The sequence below is a fragment of the Lysinibacillus sp. GW823-FHT02G10 genome (genome assembly GCF_058797135.1).
This window is the reverse complement of the sequence record NZ_JBXAJI010000002.1, coordinates 272101-287038: the sequence shown is the minus strand read 5'-3', so window position 1 is coordinate 287038 and position 14938 is coordinate 272101. Positions and strand designations below refer to the sequence as shown.

The window sequence follows — 14938 nt, the reverse complement described above, 5'->3', positions numbered from 1 at the left end:
TCAGTGATTGCAGAACGCGCATTGAAAACACTAGAATACGATAAAGTTAGGCAACAAGTGGCTTCCTATTGTACTTCTTCCATTGGTAAATCTGCCATTGAGGAGCTTGTGCCACAAACAGATTTTGATAAAGTAGTACAATTATTAGAGGAAATGGATGAGGGACTTTCCATTTTGCGTGTGAAGGGCAATGTACCAATGGGCGGAATTTTTGATGTCCGTCCCTCTGCCAGACGTGCTCAAATAGGAGGCATGTTAGCAGCAGTAGAACTAATGGAAATTTCGAGCACGATTCGAGCAAGCCGAATTCTACGTAATTTTATTGAAGATTTAGAAGCCGATGAAGTGATTGATATTCCCCATTTCATCTCCAAAAAGGAAGCAATGCCTGTCCTAACAGGATTGCAACATGAAATTAATAACTGTATTGACGACAATGGAGCTGTCTTAGATTCTGCTAGTCAAACATTGCGCTCTATTCGCCAATCTTTGCGTGCTGAAGAAGGGAAAGTCCGCTCTAAGCTGGAAAGTTTAATTCGGGGAAGTAATGCAGCGAAAATGCTTTCTGATACACTTGTGACAATTCGTAATGATCGCTTTGTTATTCCCGTAAAGCAGGAATATCGTCACCACTATGGTGGGATTGTCCATGACCAATCTTCTTCTGGTCAAACCTTATTTATTGAGCCAGATTCTGTTGTCCAAGCAAACAATGAAATTCATCGCTTGAAAATGAAAGAGCAGGCAGAAATTGAACGTATTTTACTAGCATTAAGTGCAATGGTGCAAGAAGTAGCATCAGATTTATTTAACTTAGTGAAGGTATTAGGTGATATCGATGTCATTTTAGCAAAGGGCAAATATGGCCAAGCCAATAAATGTACAATGCCTAAAATGAATCAGGATGGCTATATCCGACTAATACGTGCACGTCATCCACTACTACCAATAGAATCAGCTATTCCAAATGATATTGAATTTGGTAAAGACATTACAGCTATTGTCATTACAGGTCCTAATACAGGTGGTAAAACGGTGACATTAAAAACGGTTGGTCTGTGTACATTAATGGCACAAGCTGGATTACCAGTGCCAGCATTAGATGGCTCAGAACTTGCTGTATTTGAGCAATTATTTGCCGATATTGGTGATGAACAATCAATTGAGCAGTCACTTTCTACGTTCTCGTCCCATATGGTTAATATTGTTGACATCCTACAAAAATTTGATCACGAATCACTTGTTCTTTTTGATGAGCTAGGGGCAGGTACTGACCCACAGGAAGGGGCAGCCTTAGCCATTTCAATCTTAGACGAAGTACATGGGCGCGGTGCTCGTGTAATGGCTACAACTCACTATCCTGAGCTAAAAGCTTATGGCTATAATCGACCAGGTGTAGCCAATGCCAGTGTAGAATTTGATATTGAAACTTTGAGCCCGACCTACCGTCTACTTATCGGTGTACCTGGGCGCTCAAATGCATTTGAAATTTCCAGTCGTCTTGGTTTACCTGAATCCATTATTGATCGTGCTAAAGACTTTACTGGAACCGATCGACATGAGGTTGAATCGATGATTGCCTCATTGGAAGAAACACGTCGCCAATCTGAAGATGATGCAGAGCGTTCGCATGCATTGCTATTAGAATCAGAAACATTACGTAAAGAGCTTCAAGATAAATTGCAAGCCTATGAGGAGCGTAAAGAGGCGCTTGATAAGAAGGCGAAGGAAAAGGCGCGTAAAATTGTTGATGAAGCAAAACGTGAAGCAGAAGCGATTATTGCAGAGCTTCGAGAAATGCGTAAAAATGCTGATCAAGTTGTCAAGGAGCATGAATTGATTGAAGCACGTAAACGCTTGGAAGAAGCAACACCACTTGAAGACAATAAAGTGCTAAAAAAGGCGGCACAAGTCAAAGCTCGTGCACAAAACTTAGTTGTCGGAGACGAGGTAAAGGTGTTAAGCTATGGTCAACGAGGTACTTTGTTAGAAAAGGTGTCGAATACCGAATGGGTTGTCCAAATGGGGATTTTAAAAATGAAAATCTCAGATAGTGATTTGGAGTATATTAAACCTGAAAAAGAGCCTGTATTACGAACAGCTGGTGTGAAAAATCGAAATAGTCATGTGAAACTAGAATTAGATTTACGTGGTGAACGCTATGAGGATGCAATCGTAAGAACAGAGAAATATATTGATGATGCATTACTCTCTAATTATGGTCGTGTGTCCATTATTCATGGAGTTGGTACAGGGGCTTTACGTCAAGGTATTCAAAGCTATTTGAAAAAGCATAAGCGCGTAAAATCCTTCCGTTTTGGTGAAGCCGGTGAAGGGGGCTTAGGCGTCACAGTTGTTGAATTGAAATAAGCTATAAAGGGGACGGAGAAAAATGCTGAATTCTGGCTTTTGGCGATATCCAATTATCGAAACGGCAGGATATTTTAGTGTTGTAGTATTATGTTTAGTCGTCTCGATGGCATTGTTCGAAGTCGTTACGAAATATAAAAATTGGGAAGAAATTAAAAAAGGTAATGTCGCTGTGGCTCTTGCAACAGGTGGAAAAATACTAGGGATTTGTAATATCTTCCGCTTTTCCATTGCACGTCATAGCACATTAAGTGAAATGATCGGTTGGGGCCTTTTTGGCTTTACATTATTGATTGTAGCGTATTTCTTATTTGAATTTATGACACCTCGTTTTAACGTTGATCAAGAGATTGCCAATGATAATCGCTCAGTTGGTTTCATTTCCTTTACCATTTCAGTCGGTCTTTCGTTTGTAATTGGGGCAAGTATTGCATAGGAGTGTCATGACATGGAAAAATTAGCAAAAGTACTAATCGTTGTCTGTATTGCATTTTTGGCAGTAGGTGTCTACTATATGTTAACGATTTAAATAAAAAACGCATTCTCTTTAAGAGGATGCGTTTTTTGTTAATTGTACATAGCATAAATTTCTACAACAACCTATTAACTTTCATTCATATAACTCTATTAAAGGGTAGAAAAATTATTTTTATAATATAGGAATATGCTCATTATTTTTTTATGGAGTAACTCAATAATGAACGAGCATTCATAAGGTGTATTCAAATAAATCCCGATAAATATCAATCATATTAATGTTGTTAATTGCATAATAATTAATCGAAAATGCATTTATTTTCTATTTTCTGTTTGAAACTGTATTTCTTTTTCATTATAATAAATATAAGAATTGACAAAGTTTGGGACAAAGGGGAGAGGACGTATGACAGCAAAACCATGGCTAGCAAATTATCCTGAAGAAGTACCATCGTCTTTAACGTTTGAGGAAATTCCAGTGCAAGAGTTTTTGACACGTGCCTATAAAAAGAATCCATCCAAAGTAGCGATTCATTTTATGGGAAAGGATTTGACGTACACCGAGCTATATGAGTCAGCTTTAAGGTTCGCAAACTATTTACAAGCACTAGGTGTGGAAAAGGGAGATCGAGTAGCAATTATGCTGCCTAACACGCCACAAAGTGTAATCGCTTACTATGGTGCCATGTATGCAGGTGCTGTTGTAGTACAAACAAATCCACTTTATACTGAACGTGAGCTTCAATATCAAATGGCTGATTCAGGAGCAAAGGTGATTCTCGTAATGGATATTTTATATCCGAGAGTCATGAAAATTATGAAAGAGACAGCTCTTGAAAATGTCATTGTGACAGCTATTAAAGATTATTTACCATTCCCAAAAAATTTAGTCTATCCATTTATTCAAAAAAAGCAGTATGGCTTTAGTGTCAAGGTTGAACATAGCGGCCAAAATCATCTGTTTTCAGAAATTATGCGTTCAGCACCAATTAAGATAATTGACAATATGCCATTTGATTTTGAAGAAGACCTAGCACTCCTTCAATATACGGGTGGGACAACAGGTTTCCCAAAAGGCGTTATGCTGACCCATAAAAATTTAATTGCCAATACGACAATGTGTGATGCTTGGATGTATAAATGTGTTCATGGTGAAGAAACCATTATGGGCATTCTACCATTCTTCCACGTCTATGGCATGACAACTGTTATGCTTTTATCTGTATTTACTCAAAATAGAATGGTGCTTTTACCGAAGTTTGATGCTGAAACGGCATTAAAGACGATTGATAAACAAAAACCAACACTGTTCCCCGGCGCACCAACCTTATACATCGGCCTTTTAAATCACCCAGACATTGCGAATTATGATTTATCATCCATTAAGGCATGCCTAAGTGGCTCTGCTTCATTGCCAATTGAAGTGCAAGAGAAGTTTGAGGCAGTGACTGGTGGAAAGCTAGTAGAAGGATATGGGTTAACAGAAACCTCACCTGTAACACATGCTACGCCAATTTGGGGGAAGCGGGTGATTGGCTCGATTGGTTTACCTTGGCCAAATACAGAAGCGGTTATTTTACGTACAGGTGATACAGAAGAGCTACCTATTGGTGAAGTTGGTGAAATTGCTGTTAAAGGACCACAAGTAATGAAGGGCTACTGGAACCGTCCAGAGGATACAGCTGCGACATTTGCTGATGGTTGGTTTTTAACAGGTGATCTTGGTTATATGGATGAGCAAGGCTTCTTCTATGTAGTAGATCGTAAAAAAGATTTAATAATAGCAGGCGGCTTTAATATTTATCCACGTGAAGTAGAAGAAGTGTTATATGAACGTGAAGAGATCCAAGAGTGCGTAGTAGCAGGCATACCTGATCCGTATCGTGGTGAAACAGTTAAAGCTTATATTGTATTAAAAGAAGGATATTCGATTACTGAGGACGAATTAAATAAATATTGCCGTCAGCATCTAGCAGCTTTTAAAGTTCCGCGTTATTATGAATTTAGAGAAGAGCTGCCAAAAACAGCTGTAGGAAAAATTTTGCGTCGTACGTTAGTTGAAGAAGAAAAAACAAAATTAGCGAATAAAGAAGCGAAATAAATACGTGTGAAAGTATTGACAAGCAATGCTGTAAAATATAATATGAAAATATGAATGAATGACCATTCATATTTTCATATTTTTTTAGGTTTACACGTCATATCGACGTGCGCATGTTTTTTAGGTGGTGATATAAAAGTGAAACGAGATAAGCCAAAATATAAACAAATTATTGATGCAGCTGTCATCGTTATTGCGGAAAATGGGTATCACCAAGCGCAAGTATCGAAAATCGCCAAACAGGCAGGGGTGGCCGATGGAACAATCTATTTATATTTTAAAAATAAAGAAGATATATTAATTTCTGTCTTTAATGAAAAAATGGCTGTTTTTGTAGAGTCATTACAAGATATAATAGAAAAGGGGAGTACGTCTAAAGACAAACTTTCACGAATGATTGAAAATCATTTTAATGTTCTAGCGACAGATCGATACCTAGCAACTGTCACACAATTAGAGCTTCGCCAGTCAAACAAAGACTTACGATTAAAAATTAATTCCGTATTGCGCGAGTATTTACAGCTACTTGATCAAATTTTAATCGAGGGTATGCTTACAGGTGAGTTCAATCAGACGATGGATGTACGCTTGGCTCGACAAATGGTTTTTGGAACAATTGATGAAACTATTACGTCGTGGGTTATGAATGACTATCGATATGATTTGATGGAACAGGTTCCAAAGGTTCAGGCATTAATCCTGAACGGCATTAAAGCTTAAAAGGATGTGGAGAAATGGAATTTCTAAGTTGGAAAGTAGAAGATGGAGTAGCGATTATTACAATTGCACGTCCACCAGCAAATGCATTATCTCGCGGTATTATTGCAGAAGTTAACGCTGTGCTTGATGCTGTAGAACACGATGATGCTGTAAGAGTCCTTGTACTTCATGGTGAAGGCCGTTTCTTCTCTGCAGGGGCAGATATTAAAGAATTTATTGGGGTAGAATCTGGTGAGGAATTTACAAAGCTAGCTAGCAACGGGCAGCAGGTTTTTGAGCGTGTTGAATCGTTTTCTAAGCCTGTAATTGCAGCCATCCATGGTGCGGCATTAGGCGGAGGGCTTGAGTTAGCAATGAGCTGTCATATGCGATTTGTCACTGAATCAGCAAAATTAGGTTTACCTGAATTACAATTAGGGCTTATTCCTGGTTTTGGTGGTACACAGCGCTTACCACGCTATGTTGGAGTAGCAAAGGCTGCTGAAATGATGTTTACAAGTGAACCAATCTCTGGTAATGAAGCTGTTCAGTGGGGCTTAGCAAACCGTTCATTCTCAGACGAAGCATTGCTAGAAGAAACGTTAAAGATTGCTAAGAGCATTGCTAAGAAAAGCCCAATCGCTTTAAAAGCAGCTATTCAAACATTGCAATATGCAAAGCATGCATCATTCTATGAAGGCATTGAAGCAGAGGCTAAATCCTTTGGGACAGTATTTGTCACAGAAGATGCCAAAGAAGGAATTCAAGCATTCATTGAAAAGCGTGAGCCTGTGTTTACTGGCAAATAATTTTCCAAATGTCGATAGCAACGTTCAGTATGTTATCGGCGTTATCGAAACTGAAAATATATAATATTTATAAGTTTACTTAGAATTATAAAACGTTCCAGGAGGTATGGATATATGAACATTTTTGCATTAATTAAACGCACATTTGATACAGAAGAAAAAATCGTAGTGTCGGGTGGTAAAATCCAAGAGGACGGCGCAGAATTCATTATCAACCCTTATGATGAATATGCCATTGAAGAGGCAATCCAAGTTCGCGATGCTGCTGGTGGTAAGGTAACAGTGGTGACAATTGGTGGCGAGGATGCAGAGAAGCAATTACGTACAGCACTTGCTATGGGAGCAGACGAAGCAGTGCTTATTAATACAGAAGATGATTTAGATGAGCTGGACCAACATGCAGCAGCTTATCTACTAGCAGAATACTTAAAAGATAAAGATGCAGATTTAATTTTAACAGGAAATGTTGCGATTGATGGTGGTTCAGGGCAAGTTGGTCCACGTGTTGCTGATTTATTGGATATGAATTATGTAACTACGATTACAAAACTTGAAATTGACGGAACATCTGCGAAAATTGTTCGCGATATCGAAGGGGATTCAGAGGTAATTGAAACTTCTTTACCGTTATTAGTAACTGCTCAGCAAGGTTTAAATGAGCCTCGTTACCCATCTCTACCAGGTATTATGAAAGCGAAAAAGAAACCGCTTGCAGAGCTTGAGTTAGATGATTTAGATATCGATGAAGATGATGTAGAAGTGAAGATTGAAACCGTAGACATCTTCTTACCAGCTCAAAAAGCAGCAGGCCGTATTTTAGAAGGCGACCTTTCTGCACAAGCAAAAGAACTGGTAACTCTACTTCACACGGAAGCAAAAGTTGTTTAATTATTTGATGTCAATCGAATCTTAAAGGGTAACGGAGGGAATATGCTATGTCAAAAAAAGTATTAGTATTAAGTGAAGTTCGTGAAGGAAGCTTACGTAATGTTTCTTTCGAAGCAATTGCAGCTGCAAAACAAATCGCTGATGGTGGCGAAGTTGTTGGGGTACTTTTAGGGGATGCTGTAGCAGGTTTAACTGGTCCATTATTTGAATATGGTGCTGATCGAGTAGTAACAGTGGAACACCCGCATTTAAAACAATATACATCTGATGGCTATAGTCAAGCACTATTAGCTGTTATCGAGCAAGAACAACCAGCAGGTATTGTCTTTGGTCATACAGCAAATGGGAAAGATTTATCGCCAAAAATTGCAAGCAAATTGCAAGCAGGTCTAGTATCTGATGTCACTGCTATTGAAGGTGCAGGCGACGATGTGGTATTCATCCGACCAATTTACTCTGGTAAAGCCTTTGAAAAAGTAAAAGTTAAAGAAGGCGTTGTCTTAGCTTCTATTCGTCCAAATAACATTACACCTTTAGAAAAAGCAGAAGGTAAAACAGGTGATGTGTCTGCCATCTCTGTAGAGATTACAAATCTGCGCACAATTATTAAAGAAGTTGTTCGTAAATCTTCAGAAGGTGTAGATCTTTCAGAAGCGAAAGTAGTTGTTGCAGGTGGTCGTGGCGTGAAGTCAGAAGAAGGCTTCGAGCCATTAAAAGAGCTAGCTGATTTACTAGGCGGTGCAGTAGGTGCATCACGTGGTGCATGTGACGCTGAATACTGTGATTACTCGCTGCAAATCGGACAAACAGGTAAGGTTGTAACACCAGATCTTTATATTGCAGCAGGTATTTCGGGCGCAATTCAGCATTTAGCTGGAATGTCCAATTCAAAAGTCATTGTTGCTATCAATAAAGATCCTGAAGCAAATATTTTCAAAGTAGCGGATTATGGTATCGTAGGAGATTTATTTGAAGTTATTCCGCTTCTAATTGAAGAATTTAAAGCATTAAAAGTGAACGCGTAATACAGATGCAGGAAGGGATAACCCTTCCTGCTTTTTTATATTGCTTTCCATTTTAAAAAGTACTATTTGAAAATTATTGCAAAATAAAATATTGACATAATTAACGATAGACATTATAGTGATGGATACATTAATGATTTGAAACGCAAAGATTAGGAGTAGTAAAAGCTCGTTATTCGGTGAAGAGAGCTGCGGGTTGGTGCAACGCAGACCAATAAGACTTTGAACTTGCCTAGGAGTGGTAACACAAATAGAATTATCAGATTATTCTATTTGTTTGACGGTTAACCTTCGTTACAAGGTTTTTTAAGCTGGGTTCTCAAGAGCCAATTAGAGTGGTACCGCGGTTTGCTGATAGCATATCGTCTCTTCTTTCATTTGATGATGAAGGAATAGATGGTATGCTTTTTTGATATTTAGGAGGTAAGAAAGTGGAAAAAAACAAGCAACAATTAACAAGAACAATGACCTCGCGTCATATCACGATGATGGCGTTAGGTGGTGCCATTGGCGCGGGATTATTTAAAGGAAGTAGTGCAGCCATTGATATGGCAGGACCATCTGTGTTGATTGCGTATTTAATCGGCGGCATTATTTTATTATTTGTTATGCAAGGCTTAGCAGAAATGGCCGTGCGTAATAAAGAAGCAAGAACCTTTAGAGATTTAGTGCAATCCGTGTTAGGTAAATACCCTGCGTATTTCCTAGATTGGATCTACTGGAAAATGTGGGTTTTAAATATTGCAGCAGAGTCTGTCGTGGCTGCTATCTTTATTCAATATTGGTTACCAGAATATCCAATTTGGATACTGGCACTATCTGTTTCTGTGTTAGTAACAGCGATTAATTTATTATCCGTAAAAATCTTTGCAGAAACAGAATATTGTCTAGCATTAATCAAAATTACTGTTATTATTGTCTTTATCATTGCAGGACTTATTTTATTGCTTGTGACGTTTGGAAATCATAGTGCTGTTGGTTTTGCTAACTTAACGGAGCATGGTGGGTTCTTCCCTAATGGCTCGACGGGATTAATTGCTGCAATGCTTGTAGTTATCTACTCCTATGGTGGGACAGAAATCATCGGGATTACATTAGCTGAAACGAAAAATCCGGAAAAAGTAGTGCCAAAAGCTGTTCGCAGTACATTAGTACGTATTGTTACTTTTTACTTACTGCCATTCTTTATTATCGTAAGCTTGATTCCTTGGAATGAAGTAAATGGGGTTCCTGAAAGCCCGTTTGTCCTGGTTTTTAAAATGGTTGGTATTCCAGGGGCAGACCATATTATGAACGCTGTTGTTTTACTTGCCATTATTTCATCAATGAATTCAGGACTGTATGGATCATCACGCGTACTATATACACAGGCTGTAGATGGACGTGTGCCTAAAATCTTTGCTTATTTATCGAAACGAAAAGTACCAGTATATGCTATTTTAATGTGTACTTTAGCGATGTATTTAGGGGTCATTTTATCTTTATATGCGGGAAGCAAAACATTTGATTTTCTAATGGGATCACTTGGTTATACTGTGTTATTTATTTGGTTAATTATTGCGATTGCACATTTAAAATCACGTAAAAAACAAGCAGAACACACAAGTGCCTATGAAGTAAAATGGTTCCCTTATACGACTTGGATAGCTATATTGGCGTTAAGTGCGATTCTCATCGGAATTATTTTCACCACATCTATTATTGTGACAGGCATTACGTTAGCTATTTACCTTTTTATTACGTTAACCTATGTATTGAAGGGTCGTTATCAAGTCAATTAATGACTGTGTATTGATTTTTCGACACAGATTTGCATAAAAAATACATTGTAGGCAGATTGTTCGCTCAAGTGAATTTATCCATGCTATACTACAAGCATAGTAAGTTTAAGGAGGATTTCAAATGGCAATTGTACATGCAACAGATGCTACGTTCCAGGACGATATTAAAGAAGGGTTAGTACTAGTAGACTTTTGGGCTGCTTGGTGCGGACCATGTAAAATGATTGGGCCAGTTCTTGAAGAAATGGACGCAGCAGGTAGTGCGGCTAAAATTGTAAAAGTTGACGTTGACAATAACCAAGGTACTGCAGCTCAGTATCAAATTATGTCAATCCCATCTTTACTATTATTTAAAGATGGAGAATTAGTTGACAAAACAGTAGGCTTCCAACCAAAAGAAGCTTTAGAAGCATTTATCGCAAAACATGCGTAATGAATGAAGTTCACAAAGCCGAGCCATCAATTGATGTGTTCGGCTTTTTTTCGTTATATAATAAAGAAAATAACTAACATTATTCTAATGAGGGGAATTTTTACTTAGGGGGGCAGGTAGGTAATGAACGATTTAATAAAGCGAAAACTGGATATTTTACCAGATCAACCTGGCTGCTATTTGATGAAGGATCGACAAGGGACTATCATTTATGTCGGTAAAGCAAAAGTTCTAAAAAACCGTGTACGTTCTTATTTTACGGGAACACATGAAGGGAAAACGCAAAGGCTTGTAGGTGAAATAGAAGATTTTGAGTATATTGTAACGTCATCAAATATTGAAGCACTTATTTTAGAGCTGAATCTCATCAAATTACATGATCCAAAATATAATGTCATGTTAACGGATGATAAGACCTATCCATATTTAAAAATTACGAATGAAAAACATCCTCGTCTGATTACGACACGGAAGGTAAAAAAGGATAAGGCAAAATATTTTGGTCCTTATCCGAATGCCTATGCAGCAAGTGAAACGAAAAAGCTATTGGATCGATTGTATCCGCTGCGCAAATGTGTACAATTACCTTCCAAGGTTTGCTTGTACTATCACATGGGTCAATGCTTAGCACCTTGTGTGAAGGAAATTGAAGGTCAGGTTTATCAAGAAATGATTGAGGATATGACGAAGTTTCTAAATGGTGGTGTGGAGGCAGTCAAAAAAGAGCTTGAAGTTAAAATGCTAGCAGCTGCAGAAAACCTGGAATTTGAGCGAGCGAAGGAATTCCGAGACCAAATTGCCCATATTGATACGGTTATGCAGAAACAAAAAATAGTTTCAAGTGATACAACAAATCGAGATGTATTTGGCTATGCTGTTGAAAAAGGATGGATGTGTGTTCAGGTTTTCTTTGTACGCCAAGGAAAGCTGATTGAGCGCGATGTCTCAATTTTCCCCATCTATCAAGATGCAGAGGAAGAATTTTTAACATTTGTTGGGCGCTTTTATGAAAAGCCAGAGCATATTAAGCCAAAAGAAATTTTTATTCCACAAGCCATTGATGCAGCTATCTTAACAGAATTATTAGAAATTAAAGTGCTCACACCGAAAAGAGGTCAAAAGAAGGAATTGGTTGAATTAGCTACCAAAAATGCTGAAATTGCTGTGGCAGCTAAATTCCAGCTAATAGAGCGTCAGGAAGAACGTACGATTGGTGCTTGTGAGGCACTTGGTGAAGCAATGGGTATTAGTACACCTTTACGAATTGAAGCTTTTGATAATAGTCATATGCATGGAACGGATGCAGTGTCTGCTATGGTTGTTTTCATTGATGGGAAGCCTGCGAAAAAGGAGTACCGAAAATATAAAACGCGTACAGCAGCCAAGCATGATGATTACGGTGCAATGCAGGAGGTTATACGTCGTCGCTATATACGTGTTTTAAAGGAAGGACTACCATTACCAGATTTAGTCTTAATTGATGGTGGTAAGGGACAAATGGAAGTAGCCCGTGAAGTACTAGAAGATGAGCTTGGTCTTGTTATACCGATTGCTGGTTTAGCCAAGGATGATAAGCATAATACATCTCAGCTCTTGTTTGGTGATCCACCAGAAGTGATTAGCTTAAAACGTACAAGTGATGGCTTTTATTTATTACAACGAATTCAAGACGAAGTCCATCGCTTTGCTATTACCTTCTTGCGTCAACAGCATGAGAAGCATGCCATTCAATCTGTATTAGATCATATTGAAGGGGTAGGACCAAAACGAAAGCAACAGCTGCTTAAACATTTCGGTTCAGTCAAAAAAATTCGAGAGGCGAGCGAGCTAGCATTACAGGAGGCTGGGATGCCCGCTAATTTAGCAAGCCAAATTTTTAGCTATTTTCAGCAACAATCATTGTCAAAGGAATAGGCATGTGCTATGGTTATAAATAACATTGTTTTCAATGTTATGAAGAGTCAACTGCGTGACTAGTTTGTTTACGCAAAGGCTTAATGAATTGAATACATTCACTTTAAAGTGATGATAGAGGTGCAAGATTCAAGAGTAACACGATGGAGGATGGACAAGTCCAGAGATATTGTGTGAAAGGGGAGCTTGCCGAAGTACAGGATTGTTGTTCCATTGTTGTACTGGTTTTGCATTTAAGAAATGTAAGACTGTCGATTCTAAACGTTTCGGAGAGCTATCACACATGCGCAAGTTACGATTATTGTACATGTTATAGGCAGCTTTCACGTTATGTGGAGGCTGCCTTTTAGTTTTCTAGAAACGGTTTTACCCCCCATAATTTGGTGAAATACATGAACTGGAAGGGAGAACGAAAGAAATGGCTAAAATCGTGATGAAGTTTGGAGGAGCTGCATTAGCTTCTACTGAACAAATCCAAGAGGCTGCTAGGAAAGCGATTGCTGAAAAGGACAAAGGATTGGATGTAGTAGTGGTCGTTGCAGCGATGGGACACACTGCGAAAGAGATGAAAATGATGGTACACCAACTAACTGACGATGTGTCGAAAAGAGAATTAGATGCAGTTTTGTCAACTGGATCTCAATTATCTAGTGCTTTATTTACCATCGCTTTGCAGGAAGCAGGCTATGAGGCTGTGTCTCTAACTGGATGGCAAGCTGGTATACATACGGATGGTATGTATCGACATGCTCGTATCGACTATATAGATATTAGTCGTATGGAAGAACATTTTGCACAGGGACAAATTGTGGTTATTGCTGGAGAACAAGGGATTGACGAAGTGCACAATATCACCACGCTTGGAAAAGGTGGAGCTGAAACAGCTGCTGTTGCACTTGCCATAGCGTTGGAAGCGGAGAGAGTAGATATGTATACAAATGTGGATGGTGTTTATACAGCAGATCCACGATATGTTCCCAATGCCCAAAAGCTTCAAGAAATTTCATATGATGAAATGTTGGAATTATCGAATTTAGGGTCTCATATCATACATCCTCGTGCGGTGGAGTTAGCGAAGAAATTTCAAATGCCTGTTATTATACGTTCAAGTTTAATAGAATCAGTAGGCACTTTATTGAAGGAGGAAGTGGAAATGGAAAAAAATTTAGTCGTTCGTGGTGTTGCATTTGAATCAGATATTATTCGTTTAACAGTAGGGTATGATGCTTTTTCCAATGCTTCATTAGCAGATATATTTACGGTTCTTGCAGAGAACCGTATTAATGTAGATATTATTGTCCAAGCCATTATTGATGGGTTGAAGCCAACTGTATCGTTTTCCATTTTAAAAGAGGAATTTGCGGAAGCATTACGTGTTTTAGAGGATAGTAAATTATCACTTGGATTTAGTTTTGCTGACTTCGAAATTGGACTAGCAAAAGTTTCTATTATTGGTTCAGGCATGGCTTCCAATCCAGGCGTTGCTGCTCGTATGTTTGATCGGTTACGTCGTGAAAATATCCCTGTAAAAATGGTTAGTACTTCTGAAATAAAAGTGTCCGTTGTTGTACCACAGGATGATATGATCCAAGCAGCTAATGCTCTCCATGATGAGTTTAATTTAGAGCAAGCACTTTACATATAATAATAGAAGAAACAGCATTTTATGTAATTGACCGAAATAAAAGGAAGAAAAAAGAAGGATTGTCATCCCATTCTTTAATGGGAGACAATCCTTTTTAATTATTCTGTGGGAATGGTATTCATAATACGTTCTTTAACGTCCCATTTGACTGTAAACATGACGTATTGTTGCTTTTCCCGTTTTTCATTATAGCATTCTGTCAGGTAGCCTTTAGCTAGTTGAATTTGCTCTGCTATAAATCCTGCTTCAAGTTTAAAGCTACGCTGCTTTATTTGAAGAATTTCAGGGTCATTTGTCAACTGGAAAATACGTCCATCTTTTGATTCCTTTATGAGTTCTAATGTACCCCAGCAGGCATCTGCGAAAAATGCGATAAGTTCATCTTGACTTTTACATGGGAACTTGCGAGCAAGCTCTTTACCTGCCCAATAAAGGACGTCATCTTCATGTTTACCAAGTATAGAAGATAGAATATGATCACGAATGATCTCATAGCCAAATGATGAGATTGTAGGAGATGGAGTGTTTAACATTGTTATCCTTCTTTCTTAGAATTTTCTTAAAATTTAACGGTAATAAAGTAATGATAGATTTTTCGAGAAAAAACGACGCATCATGTACTAGATTAGTTCTTTAATAAGCTCTATGAAAAACTCCGAGTTGCCTTGACGCTCGTAGCTCTTGAGAGTACAATAAACATGTCATAATATTGTACCATGATGAAATACACAGTCAATGAAGTATCATTTACAAAATGATGACTTCTTTTGTTGTGCTATTTTAAGTACTAAGGGGG

General features: G+C 38.2%; 12 protein-coding genes, 1 riboswitch and 1 other annotated feature. Of the genes, 11 read left to right on the top strand and 1 reads right to left on the bottom strand.

Features of this window, described 5'->3' with window-relative positions:
- Window positions 1-3 precede the first annotated feature (3 nt).
- The 11 genes from AC1RFD_RS11325 (at window position 4) to AC1RFD_RS11275 (ending at window position 14142) form a co-directional block, all read left to right on the top strand.
- On the top strand, window positions 4-2370 hold the full coding sequence (locus tag AC1RFD_RS11325) for an endonuclease MutS2 (protein WP_492474909.1): 2367 nt from the start codon (window positions 4-6) through the stop codon (window positions 2368-2370).
- Between the two features lie 22 nt (window positions 2371-2392).
- Window positions 2393-2806, top strand: a complete 414-nt coding sequence (locus AC1RFD_RS11320; RefSeq protein WP_008179180.1) for a DUF350 domain-containing protein — start codon at window positions 2393-2395, stop codon at window positions 2804-2806.
- Window positions 2807-3253: 447 nt separating this feature from the next.
- Complete coding sequence (locus AC1RFD_RS11315) at window positions 3254-4948, top strand: AMP-binding protein (RefSeq protein WP_048393666.1); 1695 nt, start codon at window positions 3254-3256, stop codon at window positions 4946-4948.
- 138 nt (window positions 4949-5086) lie between these two features.
- The gene (gene fadR / locus AC1RFD_RS11310; RefSeq protein ID WP_054549980.1) at window positions 5087-5668 is read left to right on the top strand and encodes a fatty acid metabolism transcriptional regulator FadR; all 582 of its coding nucleotides are present in this window, start codon (window positions 5087-5089) and stop codon (window positions 5666-5668) included.
- A 14-nt stretch (window positions 5669-5682) separates the two neighbouring features.
- Window positions 5683-6456 (top strand): enoyl-CoA hydratase, encoded by a 774-nt coding sequence (locus tag AC1RFD_RS11305; RefSeq protein ID WP_004226413.1) that lies wholly within the window; start codon window positions 5683-5685, stop codon window positions 6454-6456.
- A 114-nt stretch (window positions 6457-6570) separates the two neighbouring features.
- Window positions 6571-7344, top strand: a complete 774-nt coding sequence (locus AC1RFD_RS11300; protein WP_305193042.1) for an electron transfer flavoprotein subunit beta/FixA family protein — start codon at window positions 6571-6573, stop codon at window positions 7342-7344.
- Between the two features lie 47 nt (window positions 7345-7391).
- A complete protein-coding gene (locus tag AC1RFD_RS11295; RefSeq protein ID WP_054549982.1) occupies window positions 7392-8369 on the top strand; it encodes an electron transfer flavoprotein subunit alpha/FixB family protein in 978 nt (325 codons plus the stop codon).
- A gap of 139 nt (window positions 8370-8508) precedes the next feature.
- Window positions 8509-8742: a binding site (T-box leader), on the top strand.
- Between the two features lie 91 nt (window positions 8743-8833).
- Window positions 8834-10150 carry an amino acid permease gene (locus AC1RFD_RS11290; RefSeq protein ID WP_492474940.1) on the top strand — a complete coding sequence of 439 codons (1317 nt, stop codon included), beginning with the start codon at window positions 8834-8836 and terminating at the stop codon, window positions 10148-10150.
- Between the two features lie 121 nt (window positions 10151-10271).
- Window positions 10272-10583: a thioredoxin gene (gene trxA, locus AC1RFD_RS11285; protein WP_004226420.1), complete on the top strand. Its 312-nt coding sequence runs from the start codon at window positions 10272-10274 to the stop codon at window positions 10581-10583.
- A 123-nt stretch (window positions 10584-10706) separates the two neighbouring features.
- Entirely contained in the window at window positions 10707-12497 is a 1791-nt protein-coding gene (gene uvrC, locus AC1RFD_RS11280) for an excinuclease ABC subunit UvrC (protein ID WP_048393674.1), read from the top strand.
- Window positions 12498-12604: 107 nt separating this feature from the next.
- A riboswitch (Lysine riboswitch) is annotated at window positions 12605-12782 on the top strand.
- A 133-nt stretch (window positions 12783-12915) separates the two neighbouring features.
- A complete protein-coding gene (locus AC1RFD_RS11275; RefSeq protein WP_066037528.1) occupies window positions 12916-14142 on the top strand; it encodes an aspartate kinase in 1227 nt (408 codons plus the stop codon).
- Between the two features lie 98 nt (window positions 14143-14240).
- Here the strand turns inward: AC1RFD_RS11275 and AC1RFD_RS11270 are convergent, their stop codons facing one another.
- Entirely contained in the window at window positions 14241-14675 is a 435-nt protein-coding gene (locus AC1RFD_RS11270) for a YslB family protein (RefSeq protein WP_066037527.1), read from the bottom strand.
- Between the last annotated feature and the right edge of the window lie 263 nt (window positions 14676-14938).